The following is a 14143-nucleotide window of genomic DNA, read 5'->3' as shown; positions in this document are numbered from 1 at the left end:
TCAGAAAACTCCCAGAGTCTGGGAGCATGATGGGAATCATGAAAAAGAACGGTCCCGAAGCCAAACTGCTCGTCGTCGATGATGAACCCAACATCCGCGAGCTGCTCTCCACGTCCCTGCGCTTTGCCGGCTTCGAGGTCGTCTCGGCGTCCAACGGGCGCGAGGCTTTGGCGGCCGCCGACCTCCATGCCCCTGATCTGGCCGTGCTGGACGTCATGCTGCCGGACATGGACGGTTTCACCGTCACCCGGCGGCTGCGCGCCGCCGGCAAACACTTCCCGGTGCTTTTCCTGACCGCCAAGGATGACACCGAAGACAAGGTGATGGGTCTTACCGTCGGAGGTGACGACTACGTCACCAAGCCGTTCAGCCTCGACGAGGTCGTGGCACGCATCCGCGCCGTGCTGCGCCGCACGCAGCCCCTGCAGGATGATGACGCGGTCATCCGGGTCGATGACCTGGAGCTCGACGACGACGCCCACGAGGTCCGCCGCGGCGGCACGGTGATTGAACTGTCCCCGACCGAGTTCAAGCTGCTGCGCTACCTGATGCTGAACCCCAACCGGGTCCTGTCCAAGGCCCAGATCCTGGACCACGTCTGGGAATACGACTTCAGCGGAGATGCCTCGATCGTGGAGTCCTACATCTCGTACCTGCGCCGCAAAGTGGACATTGATCCCGATGCCCCGGCCCTGATCCAGACCAAACGCGGCGTCGGCTACGTGCTGCGGACGGCCGAGAAGCGCTGACCTTGTTGCTCCAGCGTTGGCAGTCGGCCTCGCTCAGATCGCAGCTCGTCGCCATCATGACCGCCCTGATGCTGGTGGCTCTCACCGCCACGGGCGCCGGGACGATGACCCTGCTGCACAGCTATCTGCAGGGGCAGGTCGACGACAAGCTCCGGGCCGCGGTCGCCTCCGTCCGCCATCAGCAGTCGTTCAGCCAGCTGCAGGTCCAGAGCGAGAGCATCCCCACCGACTACTCGCTGATGCTCTTTACCCCCGGCCAGCCGCCGGTGCCGTTCGGCGGCGACAGGGAGCTCCACCCGGACATCACCAGCATCAGCGCCGCCGAGGCCGCGGACCGCGAGCAGGTCCCGTTCCAGGTCCGCGGCACGGACGGGCGCAACTGGCGCGTCGTCGCACTCAACGTCGTGGACACCAACCAGCGCAGTTCGGTGGTGGTCATCGGGCTCCCGCTGTGGCCGGTCGATTCCGTGATGGAACACGCCGTCCTGGTGGTCGTCGGCGTCGGGCTGCTGACCCTTGTCCTCGCCTTCTTCATCGCCACCTGGAGCATTTCGCGGTCCTTCCGGCCGCTGGCCCGGGTCGAAAAGACCGCCGCAGCGATTGCCGCCGGCGACCTCTCCCGGCGCGTCGAAGTCGAAAACCCCCACACCGAAGTGGGCCGGCTGGGCAGTTCCCTCAATGCCATGCTTGCCCACATCGAGACGGCCTTCGCCGCCCGGATGGCCTCCGAGGAGCGGATGCGCCGCTTCGCCGCGGACGCGTCGCATGAATTGCGGACCCCGCTGGTGACGATCCGTGGGTTCTCCGAGCTGTACCGGCACGGCGCGCTGGCCACGCCGGAGGATGTCACAACCGCCATGGGCCGGATCGAAAGTGAGGCCAAGCGGATGGGAACCATGGTGGAGGACCTCCTCCTGCTCGCCAGGATCGATGAGCAGCGGCCGCTGCAGCAGAAGCCGTCCGACCTGCTGCTGATTGCCAACGACGCCGTTGTGGACACGCAGGCGAGCGACCGCGGCCGCACTGTCGTGCTGACCGGGCTCGACGGCGGTCCCCCCCGGCCGGCCCCGGTGCTCGGCGAGGAAGCCAAGCTGCGCCAGGTCGTCGGGAATTTGGTGGGCAACGCCCTGCGCTACACCCCGGACGGCACGCCCATTGAGCTGGCCGTCGGCGTCCGGACCGCCGGGGACGGTACCCGGCAGTCCGTCATCGAGGTCCGCGACCACGGTCCCGGTGTTCCGGACGAGGAGGCCGCCCGGATCTTCGAGCGGTTCTACCGCGCGGACACGTCCCGCACGCGGGAGACCGGCGGCAGCGGGCTGGGGCTGGCGATTGTCGCGGCCATCGTGGGCTCGCATTCGGGCACGGTCAGGGTCGCGCATACCGACGGCGGCGGCGCCACTCTTGTGGTCAGCCTGCCGTTTCTGGACGAAGGCACCGAGGACAGCGATTCACGGGCCGACGCACGTTCACGGACCGGCTCCGACGCGGACGGGGAGTAGGGCCTCCTGCTTCCCTGCTTCCGAGCCTCCTGCTTCCCTGATTCCGGGCCTCCTGCTTCCGGGCTTCCGGAGGTTCTCCACATACCGGAGTCCGGCCGTTCCCCGCGCCTCCCGGGCCTGCCTAAGCTCGGAAGGTCCGGAGAGTCCGGATCAGGCACCGTCGAGAGGCCACCCCATGAGCATCATCTCCGTCGACACGGAACTCCTCCAGCTCAAGTCAGCGACCGTCAAGGCCACGGTCGACCGAATCAGCGCTGACGTCCAGGCCATGAAGCGCGGCCTCGATGAGTTGCAGGCCACCTGGCGCGGCTCGGCCGCCACCAACTTCCAGGCCCTCGTCTCCGAGTGGACCCTGACGCAGGGAAAGGTCGAGGCCTCCCTCGCCTCGATCAACATGGCGCTAAACTCAGCAGCCGCGAGCTACGCGCAGGCCGAACTGCACAACACCCAACGTTTCAGCTGACGGGCGCTGGCTGGCCCACAGGCGCGCTCAGGCTTCGGGGGTGCCCTGGTGGAAGCGGAGCCGCCATTGGGCGCCGTCATGGACCCACAGGGAGCTGCGCACGGCCGTTCCCGATCGGGTGCGGCTGCGGTACGTCAGCAGAACTGTCCCCTCGCCCAGCCGGTCTGAGCCCAGGATTTCCAGCTCGGCGGGGCCGGCAGGTTCCTCGACCCGAGACATCATCATGGCGTCCCTGGTCCAGATCCGGCCCGAGCTGCCAATTTCGGTGAAATCCGGGTGCAGCAGCACACCGGTGCGCCCGAGGTCGGCGCGCGTTTCCGGCCGGAGAAGTTCACGTTCAAGTGACTCGACGATGGCCTCCGGGCTCGCGTCCGTGCCGGGCGCGGGCGTGGTGTCCTCGTCGAGTTCGCTGAAAAGGTCGGGCTCGTCGAAGAGCGTGGGCTCCCCGAAGAGCTGCCGGGAGGACAGCTCCGTCGCCGTCCGGGGCGCCGGCTGTGCCGCCGGCGCCGCTGAGGCTGCGGACGCGGACGCGGATGCGGATGCGGCCCGGGATCCCTGACCTGCGCCGGCCGCGGCGCCGAAACCGGGACCCTGCCGCACTGCTACGCCTTGCTGGTAGGCGGTGGCGGCGGCCCTGGCGCGGTCATCGGCTGCCTCATTGAGGTCGTGCCCGGCGTGGCCCCGCACCCACTCGAATTTGTATTTGCGGCCGACCAGCGCCTGGTCGATCTCCTTGAGCAGCTCGACATTCATCACCGGCTTGCCGTCGGATTTACGCCAGCCCTTGCGCTTCCAGCCCGGCATCCACTTGGTGACGGAGTTGATGACGTACTGGCTGTCGCAGAGGATGTGCAGATCCTCGGCGGGCAGATGCGCAGTGCAGCGGAAGAGATCCAGCACAGCCATGAGCTCGCCCATGTTGTTGGTGCCGTGCGGCCATCCGCCGGCTCGCCAGCAGTCGTCGTTCACATACCAGGCCCATCCGGCCGGGCCGGGATTTCCTAAAGCCGAACCGTCGGCTGCCGCTGTAATCGTCACTGCACTATCCTGCCAGACCCCGCTGGCACTAATGTCACCGCACGACTCCCTGACCGACTTGCCGGCCCGCCTCCCCACGCCACTCCCCACCCCTCCGGCCGGTGGCTGACGGGTGGCGTGTTTCGGTGATTGGGGGAACGCCGACGGCGGCCCCACCCGAAGGAGGGACCGCCGTCGTTGAACTGGACGTTCAGCGCTGAACTGCTCAGCGCCGGGAGCAGGGGTGGTTAGAAACCGCCCATGCCTCCCATGCCGCCCATGTCGTCGCCGCCGCCCATGGCCGGGGAGTTCTTCTCCGGCTTGTCGGCCACAACGGCCTCGGTGGTGAGGAACAGGCCGGCAATGGAAGCCGCGTTCTGCAGGGCAGAGCGGGTGACCTTGACCGGGTCGTTGATGCCGGCAGCCAGCAGGTCGACGTACTCGCCGGTTGCAGCGTTCAGGCCATGGCCTGCGGGCAGGCCGCGGACCTTGTCGACGACAACGCCCGGCTCAAGGCCGGCGTTGAAGGCGATCTGCTTCAGCGGGGCGTCGATGGCAACGCGGACGATGTTCGCACCGGTTGCCTCGTCGCCTTCGAGCTGCAGGTTGGCGAAGGCCTTGGCGCCGGCCTGGATCAGGGCAACGCCACCGCCGGCGACGATGCCCTCTTCGACAGCAGCCTTGGCGTTGCGGACGGCGTCCTCAATGCGGTGCTTGCGTTCCTTGAGCTCAACTTCGGTTGCGGCACCGGCCTTGATGACTGCAACGCCGCCGGCCAGCTTGGCCAGGCGCTCCTGCAGCTTCTCGCGGTCGTAGTCGGAATCGGAGTTCTCGATCTCGGCACGGATCTGGGAAACGCGGCCAGCAATCTGGTCAGCGTCACCCGCACCCTCGACGATGGTGGTCTCATCCTTGGTGACGACGACCTTGCGGGCGCGGCCGAGGAGTTCGAGGCCGGCGGTCTCAAGCTTGAGGCCGACTTCCTCGGAGATGACCTGGCCACCGGTGAGGATGGCGATGTCAGCGAGCTGCGCCTTGCGGCGGTCGCCGAAGCCCGGAGCCTTGACGGCGACGGACTTGAAGGTGCCGCGGATCTTGTTGACGATCAGGGTGGCCAGGGCCTCGCCCTCGATGTCCTCGGCAATGATCAGCAGCGGCTTGGAGGACTGCATGACCTTTTCGAGGACAGCAACCAGTTCCTTGACGTTGGAGATCTTGGAGTTGACGATCAGGATGTACGGATCCTCAAGGACCGTTTCCTGGCGCTCAGCGTCGGTGACGAAGTAAGCGGAGATGTAACCCTTGTCGAAGCGCATTCCCTCGGTGAGTTCCAGCTCCAGGCCGAAGGTGTTGGACTCCTCGACGGTGATGACGCCTTCCTTGCCGACCTTATCCAGGGCCTCGGCAATCAGTGCGCCAATCTCGTTGTCACCGGCAGAGATGGACGCGGTGGCCGCGATCTCTTCCTTGGTCTCGATTTCCTTGGCGGAGGCCAGGAGCTCGCGGGTGACGGCTTCGACAGCCTTTTCGATGCCGCGCTTGAGGGACAGGGGATCAGCGCCGGCCGCGACGTTGCGCAGGCCTTCCTTGACCAGGGCCTGAGCCAGCACGGTGGCGGTGGTGGTTCCGTCGCCGGCGACGTCATCCGTCTTCTTGGCAACTTCCTTGACCAGCTCGGCGCCGATCTTTTCGTAAGGATCGTCCAGCTCGATCTCCTTGGCGATGGAAACACCATCGTTGGTGATCGTGGGGGCGCCCCACTTCTTTTCGAGGACGACGTTGCGTCCACGCGGGCCGAGGGTGACTTTGACGGCGTCGGCGAGGATGTTCAGGCCCCGCTCAAGACCGCGGCGTGCCTCTTCATCAAATGCAATGATCTTGGCCATAACGGCAGTAGTCCTTTCGGGACAGTCGTTAAGAATGAACCTTTGCTGCGGTGCCCGCGACGGACGATCCTTGCCCTGCGGCCTCTGTATGCCGCCGGGCCAGGGATCTCACCCCAGCCAGGTGTTTCTTTCGCTCCTGGATCGCCTGCTGCAACTTCGCGGCCGGGCAAACCGGGCGTTGTGTTAGCAGTCAATACTCGGGAGTGCTAACTCAATAATTAGCACTCCCCCGGGGAGAGTGCAAGCAGCGGGCGTGCCGGACGGCGCCGCTTCGGCCCGCTGGCGGCCCGCGGCACGACGCAATACGCTACGGGCGATTAACCGCCGCTGCTGTTGGCCGTTTCGCTGCCGCTCATGGTGGCCCGGTTGTCTGCCCCATAGCGGTAGACAACGTAGTTTGCGCTGCTGACGTCGCCGCGGGAGTCGAAGCCGATCCGCCCGGATTCCCCGTCATAATCGGGTTTCTTGCCCGCCCGGATGACGTCCAGGCACTCCTGGTAGTTCCTGCAGACTGTGGCTTCGCCGGCGGGGCCTGCGCTCCCGGCGGCCTGGACTTTGCCGCCCGAGACGGCGATCAGGCCGGCGGCGATGGAGGTTCCGGCGTCGTCCTGGGCAGCAGCGGCGGCGATGGCGGCGAGGTTGACGGCGTCGTACGCCTCGGCGGCAAAGGTCATGTCCTTCAACCCGGGATCCACGGCCACCAGTTCGGCCTGGAAGTGTGCGGAGGCAAACGTCCCCGGAAGGATGCCGCGTGCACCGTCGAGGGCCCCGGAACCGAGGCCCGAACCGTATTGGCTGACCGCACCGTCGCTGAGAATGAGTTTCGTGCCGGCGAGTCCGGCGTTGTTCAGCTCGGCGACGGCGCCCTGGGCACCTGCGCGGGAGACCAGCACGACGGCGTCCGGGGCCGCCGCCTTCGCGGCCGCGGCCGCCTGCTGCGCCTGGCCGGGCGCGAACCCTGCGACGGCGACGATCCCGACACCGGATTCCTTGGCTGCGGCGGCGACCGCGGTGGACATGTCCTTGCCGTGGCTGCCTTCCTCATAGACCACGGCCAGGGTTCCCGCGCCACCGTCCTTGGCGAGCTTCACGAGAACGGGGGCCTGCGCGACATCAGCTGCCGCAGTCCGGAAATAGTAGCCTCGGCTCTCATAGCCACTGAGTCCGCTGGCGGTGTTCGCGGGGGAAATCATGGCGATCCTGGCGTTGGACAGGACATCGATGGCGGCGGGTGCCCGGCTGGAATCCGTCGGGCCGATGACGACGTCGGCTTTGGCCGCCACGAGCGCCTTTGCCTGCGCAGCGGTGTCGCCGCTGACGGTCTCCGGGAGCAGTTCCACCGGCTTTCCCTTGTGGCCACCCGCGGCGTTGATTTCCTTGACCGCCAGCTTCGCGGCGGCCAGCTGGGGGGCGTTGAGGAAGTTCTGCGGGCCGGTGTTGTCGAGGAGCAGCCCGATCCGCAGGGTGCCGTCACCGCTCGCGTCGGCCTGCTGCACGCGTGCGCCGCCTGTTGGCCCCAGGCACGCGGTGGTGGTCAGCGCCGCAACCGCTGCTACGGCCACGGCCCGGCCGGGCCGCAGCACTCCGGCCCAGCGCCGGACGGGGCTGCCTGCTCCCCTTCGGGCGGTGTTCGCTGCGGCAGGGTCATGCACGGCTGGGTCGTGCGGTGCATACGCTGCGGCGGAAAAGGTCACGGGGCGGGCCGGACGCTTTCGGCCTGAGGGCCCTTTTCGCCCTCGCCGATTTCAAGTTCCACGCGCTGGCCCTCGGTCAGGGCGCGGTAGCCTTCCCCGGTAATGGCTGACCAGTGCACAAAGACGTCGTCCCCGGACCTGTCCACGGTGATGAAGCCGTAACCCTTTTCGGCGTTGAACCATTTGACGGTTCCCTGTTCCATGGGGTCCACCCTTTCAGTCGGCCTGCGGGCGGCCACCACAATGTACGCCGCGGAATGCAGATCGCAGAATGCAAAAACGTGGATGCAAGACGCAGAATGCAATCGCAGTCCGCAAATACTCTACCCACAGGCCCTGCCCGGGGCGCGGGGCGCTGGCGGGCGGGGCGGCTAATAGTTATTCAGGCGTAACCGGACGGACCTACTACTTGAAGCCCGGGCCCAGCACTACGACGAGGGGCAGCTCGAAGTCGGCCGAGTCAACCACGGTCGTGATGCCCAGGAGTTTTCCGAGCGCTTCGGCGTTAGCCTTTTGCGCGGCGCCGCCGTAGAAGATGACGGAGCGCTGCTGTGCCACACCACCCCAGTTCCCGAGCGTGCCAACGGTCCAGCCGGCGCTGGAGACGGTTCCGCCCACGCGGTTCGCCAGTCCGGCGGTGGTGGTGGCGTTGAAGACCCCCACCGGCTGGGCCTTGTCGACGACGGCGGCTGCCGCCGAGGGCGTGGTCGCCGCCGAGGGCGTGGCTGCCACGGAGGGCGTGGGTGCCGCCGATGGTGTCGCACTGGCTGCAGTGCTGGTCGGTGCGGGGCCGGAGGCTGTGGGCGCCGGTGACGCGGCGGCGCTGCTGCCGCCCTGCTCTACCGATACCGCCTGGGTGCTGCCGGCGGAGGAGAGCCCAAGTTTGGGCAGAACCAGAAAGGACAGGAGGCCGACGGCCAGCGCCGCGGCGCCGACCGCCAGAATGGGAACCAGCCGGCGGCGGTGGCTCCGGGATGCGGCGACTGCCCGATGGACACCCTGACGAGTGGAGGTCTCCGGGACCCGATCAAATTCATCCCGAGCGTATTTGGTCATGGTAAAACGACGTCCTTGCTGATTTCTAACGACTTTGGGCACGCTGTCTTCGGCGCGGAAATCCGCACGTCAGGTTTTGCTCCTACGCGTCCGAGCCCAAGCGGCGGGCAGTACGCGCGCGTTGGCGTGACGTACGTAGTCTACGCAGTCTCTTCACCAACATCGGATCGTGGGCCAGCGCATCCTCGCTGTCAATGAGGGCATTGAGGATCTGGTAGTAGTGTGTCGCGGAGAGGTCGAAGAGCTCCCGGATGGCTTGTTCCTTGGCTCCTGCGTACTTCCACCACTGCCGTTCCAGCGCCAGCATCTGCTGGTCCCGGCTGCTGAGCGGCGACTCGGGGTCGGTCCCGGCGGACAGCGATTCCGTCGTCGACAGGTGCTCCTGCGCTTGTTCGGCCACAACACACTCCCTGGCTGGATCCGGTCAAAAGTCTTTCCCATGTTACGGGCGAATAACAGGCTTGTCATTTGCGACCCTGCGAGAATGGTCCCTGTGGTTACCCCAGACGCGCTTGGTTCCGATGCCCTGTTCGAACTGCACCCCCCCTCAGCCGGAGCTGCCGACTTCGCTGAGCTGGCACGCCTGCCGTTGCGCGAGCTCGTTGCTCCGGACTGGGCCGAGGCGCTGGCGCCGCTTGAACGGCAGCTGCAAAGCGTCCTGGCTTTCCTGGGCCGGGAAGTTGCCGGCGGCCACGCGGTCCTGCCGGCGCCGCCGAACGTGCTCCGGGCGTTCCGGCAGCCGTTGTCGGACGTCCGGGTACTGATAGTGGGCCAGGACCCGTATCCGACCCCGGGCCATGCCGTCGGGCTGTCCTTCGCCGTGGACGGCGCCACGCGGCCCATCCCGCGCAGCCTCGCCAATATCTATAAAGAACTCGACGCCGATCTTGGCCTACCGCCACGGATTCACGGCGACCTCAGCCACTGGGCGGACCAGGGGGTGCTGCTGCTCAACCGGGTCCTCAGCGTCCGGGCCGGGGAGGCAGGCTCGCACCGCAACAAGGGGTGGGAAGCCATCACGGCCGCGGCCATCAGCGCCGTGGCGAACCGCGTCACCGCCGCCGGCTCCCCCGCGCCGCTCGTGGCCCTCCTCTGGGGCAAGGATGCCGGGACCGTCCGGCCGCTGCTGGGCACCGCGCCGGTGATCGCCAGCGCCCATCCGAGTCCGCTCTCGGCTGCACGGGGGTTTTTTGGTTCCCGGCCGTTCAGTCAAGCCAACGCGCTGCTCCAGGAGCAAGGGGACGGCACGGTGGACTGGGAACTGCCGCCGATTCCCCCGCGGCTTCACAGTCAGGGCCCGCGCAGCCTTCTTGGCTAATCTTGATGTCATGACCACAGTCCCCGCTGCCACCGCGGCCACCCCGAAATCACGCCCGCAGACCAACCTCACCGTCCTCCGCCGCGAACAGCTCTCCCCGCACATGGTTCGGATCATTGCCGGCGGCCCGGGCTTCGCGGGCTATGCCAACAACGCCTTCGTGGATCGGTACGTCAAGATCCTGTTCCCCCAGCCCGGGGTCAACTACGCGGAGCCGCTGGACTTGGCCGCCATCCGGGAATCCCTGCCGCGGGATCAGTGGCCGCTCACCCGGACGTACACCGTCCGCTGGGTCGACGGGGCCGCCGCGGAGCTGGCCATCGACTTCGTGATCCACGGCGACGAAGGCCTTGCTGGACCGTGGGCCAACTCCGCCCGGCCCGGCGACGCCTTGATCTTCACCGGCCCTGGCGGGGGCTACAACCCGGATCCGGCGGCGGACTGGTATCTGTTCGCTGGCGATGAATCCGCACTGCCGGCCATCGGCGCCGCGATTGAGTCGCTGCCGGCGGATGCCCGCGGGTTAGCGTTCCTCGAGGTGGACAGCGCCGCCGACATCCAGGCGATCGCCGCGCCGGCGGGTGTGGAGCTGCGCTGGCTCCTGCGCGGCGGCGTGCCGGCCGGGGCCAGCGAACTCCTGGTCACTGCGGTGCGCGACACCGCCTGGCCGGAGGGCAGAGTCCAGGTCTTTGCGCACGGCGAGCGTGGCTATATGAAGAGTTTGCGGGAAGTGCTCTTCACTCAGCGCGGACTGGAGCGCTCACAGGTCTCGCTGTCCGGTTACTGGGCGTTGGGACGGGTGGAAGACGATTTTCAGGCCGAGAAGAAATTGGCCATCGGCAAGATCTAGGGGCACAGGGTCTGGCGGCGCGGCATCGACCGGCACCAGATACAACAACGCGGGGTCGGATCCGGCCCATGGGCGGGCCCACAATCGGCCGGATCTGACCCCGCGTTGGTATGAACCGGGATTGCGCGGCCCCGCCCGCGGTGCTCAGGGGCAGGGCATCAGGGTTGCGCTAGCGGCGGCGCGCCCGCCGTCGTTCGTTGCTGGCGAGGCTGCGGGTCAGCGGCCGGGCCAGCGTATCGCCGAGCACGATGCCCGCGGCGACGCCGAACACGATGGCGCCGGCGCTCAGCATGCCCCCGGCACCCAGCAGGAGGTCCGATTCCTCCACCGTCAACACATACATGGATCGGAATATGGTGAGGCCCGGCAGCAGGATCAGCGCGGCCGGCACGGCCACCACCAGTTGCGGGGCTCCCATGCGGAGTGCCACCACCCGGCCCAGCAAACCGATGACGACGGCGGCCAGTGCGGGCGAAAAGCGGGGACCGATGGCCAGGGCATCGGCCCCGATCAGGACCAGATACCCCACCACGCCCACGGCAGCGGTCGGCAGCAAGAGTGCCACGCTGGTCTGCTCGGTGATGCCGATCATCAGCACCGCTATGGCGATCAAAATGACCACCACCCACAAGTCATACGCCGGCGGGAATGTTTTGGTGACGTCGATCGGCTCCATTCCGGTCACGTCCCCGACCACGAAGCCGATAGCAATGCCGGCCACGAGCGCTCCGAAAGTCAGCATGGTGGAGAGGAACCGGCCGGCCGCCGTGACCGGGAATCCGTTGATCGCGTCCTGTACCGAGGAGACGAGGCGCCCGGTTGGCAGCAGCAGGAGGATGCCGCCGACCACCACGATCTCTGGGGCGATCTGGATCCCCACCAGACCGCCGAACCGCCAGAGGAGCAGGGCGAGAAAGGTGACCAGGAACGAGCAGGACGCGGTGATGAAGAAGTCCGGGGTGCGCCACCGCCCCAGCTGCCGTGCCAAGAGGCTGATCAGCAGATTGGAGAGAAAGGCGACCGCGGACGCTCCGGGTCCGCCGCCGAGCACACCGACGAAGACGGCGGAGAAAACCCCGTACGCCACGGTGACCATCCAGCGCGGGAACGGCTTGGCGCTGCGGGTGATCTCCTCGAGCCGGCGCACCGCCTCCTCGCGGCCCACCCCGCCAGCCACGATTTCAGTGACCAGCTGGTGGACCTGCGAGAGTCCCGCGTAGTTGTTGGTCCAGGACCGGACCACGCGCAACAGCGAGATCGGAGTCTGGTCCTTGGGGGCGTAGTTAATGGCCACCGACTGGTTGGTGATGTCGACTTCGATGTGCTTCAAACCCAGCGCGGCTGTGATGGCGATGATGCTGGTTTCCACTTCGAGGGCGCCGGCGCCGTACCGGAACATGGACTCGGCCAGGTGCAGCGAGAAGTCGATGGTCTTGCGGGCCGAGGTGTCCACCCCGCCCACCTGGATCATGGGGTTGGCGTAGGGGCTGCCGGCGAGACGGTCCACAATACTCATTGGGGCGGTCGGCGGGTTCTCGCCCTGGACGAGCCGGCGCAGCATCCGCTTGCCCGCGGCACTCTGCCGGACCTGCGCAGCCGACATCGGTTCGGTCCTGGGCAGTGCGTTGGTGTGCGGCCGTTGGCGGCCGTCGGGTTCTTTGGTCATTCCGGCGTCCTTAATCTTCGTGGCAGCCGGTTTAGTAGAACTGCTGGCCCGTGCGGCGGGTGTAGAGCTGGCGGGCAACGCGTTCCCCCGCCGCCATCCAGACCTTGTACTTCAGCGGGCTCAACACCTGGTCGTAGCAGCCGACGAAGTCGGTCACCGTTTTGCTGAAGCTGGTCTTGAACAGGCCCAGTCCGTGGAACGGGTTGGACGTGTCTTTCAGCTGGTCGCTGGGGGGCGTGCCGCAGAAGTCGTATTCGCTGCAGCCCAGGGTCTTCAGCTGGGTGATCGCCGTCCACTGCACCAGGTGGGAGTCACCGTACTGGCCGCGTTTCTGCAGCGAGCCGCCGTCCTTGTACGTGCCCTTGCGGCCGTAGTTGATAACGAAGGCGCCGACCGAGGGGACATCGTTCTCGTAGACGAACAGCAGCCGGCCCTGGCCCCGGCTGATGAAGTTGGTCCAGAACTGCCGGTAGTACTCGTATTCGCGGACGCGGACCTGGGACTTGGCTTCCACCGTGTCAGTCATCAGTCCGTACATGGCGCGGAAGTTCTCTTCGGTGGGCTCCACCTGGTGCACTTCCACTCCCTCGCGGATGGCCCGGCGGACGGCGTTGCGGCCGCGGGAGTGCAGGTTTCGCAACAGCTGGTTCTCCTCCGGGGAGATGTCCAGCAGTGCCGTCGAGTCGTTGGGCTGCAGGTTGTGGGTCTTGACCAGACCGGCGCCTTCGATCACGCGACTGGCTTCCTCGGAGCGCACGATGTCAGGCTCGATCTTGATGGCGAAGACGCCGAGCCGGGCGCGCTTGACGAACTCGGCGTTGGCCGCGGCTATTCCGGGGATGTCATCGACGGAGGCCACGTCCGGGCCCTTGATCAGGTACCAGAGCTTGCCCAGGACCGGAAAGGACTTCTCGAGGATGAGGTTGTAGCTGGTGTAATCGGCCGTTTCGTACACGAGCTGAAGCGGTTTCCAGCCAAAGTGCTGCTTGACCTCGGCGAAGGCCTCCGATTGCAGGAGATTGCCGCCATTGGGGTTCGCAGTGACGAGGGTATCCCAGTTGGCGATCTCTTCGGCGGCGGCAAAGCGGGCAGTGAATTCTCGCAAGGGTGCGGCATCCAATCATTGCGGTACGAGCGTCGGCGGCATGCGGACATGCAGGTTCAAGTCTATCCGCCCGGCCCCATGCTCCTGCCCTGGGCGGAACGGCTACGCTGGAAGCATGCCGTCTGACCAGCAAGCACTTTCCGCAGGATCCGGACGCCGGGGACACGCTGCCGGGAGGAGTGCGATGGGCACCCAGCTGCTGGTGCTCCTGGGCTTCCTCGCAGCCTCCGCACTGGTCGCCGGGCTCGGCGGACTGGCGACCGCTTTCAACGTCAACGGCTGGTATGCCACCGCGGACAAGGCGCCCTGGTCGCCGCCGAACTGGGTGTTCGGGCCCGTCTGGACCCTCCTCTACATCGCGATGGCCGTGGCCGCCTGGCTGGTCTGGCGCCGCCGCGCCGAGGGCACCCGGCCCGCCCTCACCGCCTACGCTGTGCAGCTGGTGCTGAACCTGCTGTGGACGCCGGTGTTCTTCGGCCTGTACCCGCTGTTTGGTTCCCCGGCCCTCTGGGTCGGCTTCGTCATCATCGTGGCACTTGCCATCACGGTGGCCATCACGGTGCAGCGCTTTGGCCCGATCAGCCGCACCGCCGGGCTCCTGATGCTCCCCTACTTGTCCTGGCTGGTATTCGCCTCGTCCCTGAATCTGTGGGCGGCGCTGAATAACTAGGGGACCACCACCGGGTCCACTACAGCGCCCACAACATGCAGCACCGTTACGGAATCAGCATTCGACGACGTTGACGGCGAGGCCGCCCATGGCGGTTTCCTTGTATTTGGAGCTCATGTCTTTGCCGGTTTCGCGCATGGTGATGATGACTTCGTCGAGGGAGACGC

Annotated in this window: 15 protein-coding genes; 6 read left to right on the top strand and 9 right to left on the bottom strand. The window is 66.9% G+C overall.

Features of this window, described 5'->3' with window-relative positions; genetic code table 11:
• Positions 1 to 38: 38 nt before the first annotated feature.
• The 3 genes from AC50YM_RS17135 (at position 39) to AC50YM_RS17125 (ending at position 2714) form a co-directional block, all read left to right on the top strand.
• Entirely contained in the window at positions 39 to 749 is a 711-nt protein-coding gene (locus AC50YM_RS17135; protein WP_494890182.1) for a response regulator transcription factor, read from the top strand.
• A 5-nt stretch (positions 750 to 754) separates the two neighbouring features.
• A complete protein-coding gene (locus AC50YM_RS17130) occupies positions 755 to 2251 on the top strand; it encodes a sensor histidine kinase (RefSeq protein ID WP_494958183.1) in 1497 nt (498 codons plus the stop codon).
• Positions 2252 to 2426: 175 nt separating this feature from the next.
• Positions 2427 to 2714, top strand: coding sequence for a WXG100 family type VII secretion target (locus AC50YM_RS17125; RefSeq protein ID WP_494958148.1), 288 nt, complete (start codon positions 2427 to 2429; stop codon positions 2712 to 2714).
• A gap of 27 nt (positions 2715 to 2741) precedes the next feature.
• Here the strand turns inward: AC50YM_RS17125 and AC50YM_RS17120 are convergent, their stop codons facing one another.
• From AC50YM_RS17120 to AC50YM_RS17095, 6 genes are all read right to left on the bottom strand, one after another.
• The gene (locus AC50YM_RS17120) at positions 2742 to 3752 is read right to left on the bottom strand and encodes an RNase H family protein (RefSeq protein ID WP_494958147.1); all 1011 of its coding nucleotides are present in this window, start codon (positions 3750 to 3752) and stop codon (positions 2742 to 2744) included.
• 227 nt (positions 3753 to 3979) lie between these two features.
• Positions 3980 to 5617, bottom strand: a complete 1638-nt coding sequence (groL, locus tag AC50YM_RS17115; protein ID WP_160667642.1) for a chaperonin GroEL — start codon at positions 5615 to 5617, stop codon at positions 3980 to 3982.
• 317 nt (positions 5618 to 5934) lie between these two features.
• A complete protein-coding gene (locus AC50YM_RS17110; protein WP_494958182.1) occupies positions 5935 to 7200 on the bottom strand; it encodes an ABC transporter substrate-binding protein in 1266 nt (421 codons plus the stop codon).
• Positions 7201 to 7307: 107 nt separating this feature from the next.
• Positions 7308 to 7514: a cold-shock protein gene (locus AC50YM_RS17105; RefSeq protein WP_494958146.1), complete on the bottom strand. Its 207-nt coding sequence runs from the start codon at positions 7512 to 7514 to the stop codon at positions 7308 to 7310.
• A gap of 202 nt (positions 7515 to 7716) precedes the next feature.
• Positions 7717 to 8367: a LytR C-terminal domain-containing protein gene (locus tag AC50YM_RS17100; protein ID WP_494958145.1), complete on the bottom strand. Its 651-nt coding sequence runs from the start codon at positions 8365 to 8367 to the stop codon at positions 7717 to 7719.
• Positions 8368 to 8449: 82 nt separating this feature from the next.
• Positions 8450 to 8767, bottom strand: a complete 318-nt coding sequence (locus tag AC50YM_RS17095; RefSeq protein WP_494958144.1) for a DUF3263 domain-containing protein — start codon at positions 8765 to 8767, stop codon at positions 8450 to 8452.
• A gap of 93 nt (positions 8768 to 8860) precedes the next feature.
• On the opposite strand from AC50YM_RS17095, the gene AC50YM_RS17090 reads away from it, so the two are divergent.
• Positions 8861 to 9685 carry a uracil-DNA glycosylase gene (locus AC50YM_RS17090; RefSeq protein ID WP_494958143.1) on the top strand — a complete coding sequence of 275 codons (825 nt, stop codon included), beginning with the start codon at positions 8861 to 8863 and terminating at the stop codon, positions 9683 to 9685.
• Positions 9686 to 9695: 10 nt separating this feature from the next.
• Entirely contained in the window at positions 9696 to 10535 is an 840-nt protein-coding gene (locus AC50YM_RS17085; protein WP_494958142.1) for a siderophore-interacting protein, read from the top strand.
• Positions 10536 to 10704: 169 nt separating this feature from the next.
• Here the strand turns inward: AC50YM_RS17085 and AC50YM_RS17080 are convergent, their stop codons facing one another.
• Both AC50YM_RS17080 and AC50YM_RS17075 read right to left on the bottom strand, forming a co-directional pair.
• A complete protein-coding gene (locus AC50YM_RS17080; protein ID WP_494958141.1) occupies positions 10705 to 12201 on the bottom strand; it encodes a threonine/serine exporter family protein in 1497 nt (498 codons plus the stop codon).
• Positions 12202 to 12232: 31 nt separating this feature from the next.
• Positions 12233 to 13306: a lipid II:glycine glycyltransferase FemX gene (locus AC50YM_RS17075; RefSeq protein ID WP_494958140.1), complete on the bottom strand. Its 1074-nt coding sequence runs from the start codon at positions 13304 to 13306 to the stop codon at positions 12233 to 12235.
• Between the two features lie 184 nt (positions 13307 to 13490).
• Between AC50YM_RS17075 and AC50YM_RS17070 the strand changes: the two genes are divergently transcribed.
• Positions 13491 to 13976 (top strand): TspO/MBR family protein, encoded by a 486-nt coding sequence (locus tag AC50YM_RS17070; RefSeq protein WP_494958139.1) that lies wholly within the window; start codon positions 13491 to 13493, stop codon positions 13974 to 13976.
• A gap of 54 nt (positions 13977 to 14030) precedes the next feature.
• Here the strand turns inward: AC50YM_RS17070 and AC50YM_RS17065 are convergent.
• The coding region (locus AC50YM_RS17065; protein ID WP_494958181.1) for an L-serine ammonia-lyase, iron-sulfur-dependent, subunit alpha at positions 14031 to 14143 on the bottom strand (113 nt) is incomplete at its 5' end.

The sequence above is a fragment of the Pseudarthrobacter sp. RHLT1-30-1 genome, from assembly GCF_059383415.1.
This window is presented reverse-complemented; position numbering and strand designations above follow the sequence as displayed.

Excerpts from the sequence above, each read along its gene's own strand:
- AC50YM_RS17135 (WP_494890182.1), top strand. The coding sequence starts at position 39 with ATGAAAAAGAACGGTCCCGAAGCCAAACTGCTCGTCGTCGATGATGAA.
- AC50YM_RS17125 (WP_494958148.1), top strand. The coding sequence starts at position 2,427 with ATGAGCATCATCTCCGTCGACACGGAACTCCTCCAGCTCAAGTCAGCG.
- groL (WP_160667642.1), bottom strand. The coding sequence starts at position 5,617 with ATGGCCAAGATCATTGCATTTGATGAAGAGGCACGCCGCGGTCTTGAG.
- AC50YM_RS17105 (WP_494958146.1), bottom strand. The coding sequence starts at position 7,514 with ATGGAACAGGGAACCGTCAAATGGTTCAACGCCGAAAAGGGTTACGGC.
- AC50YM_RS17100 (WP_494958145.1), bottom strand. The coding sequence starts at position 8,367 with ATGACCAAATACGCTCGGGATGAATTTGATCGGGTCCCGGAGACCTCC.
- AC50YM_RS17085 (WP_494958142.1), top strand. The coding sequence starts at position 9,696 with ATGACCACAGTCCCCGCTGCCACCGCGGCCACCCCGAAATCACGCCCG.
- AC50YM_RS17080 (WP_494958141.1), bottom strand. The coding sequence starts at position 12,201 with ATGACCAAAGAACCCGACGGCCGCCAACGGCCGCACACCAACGCACTG.
- AC50YM_RS17070 (WP_494958139.1), top strand. The coding sequence starts at position 13,491 with ATGGGCACCCAGCTGCTGGTGCTCCTGGGCTTCCTCGCAGCCTCCGCA.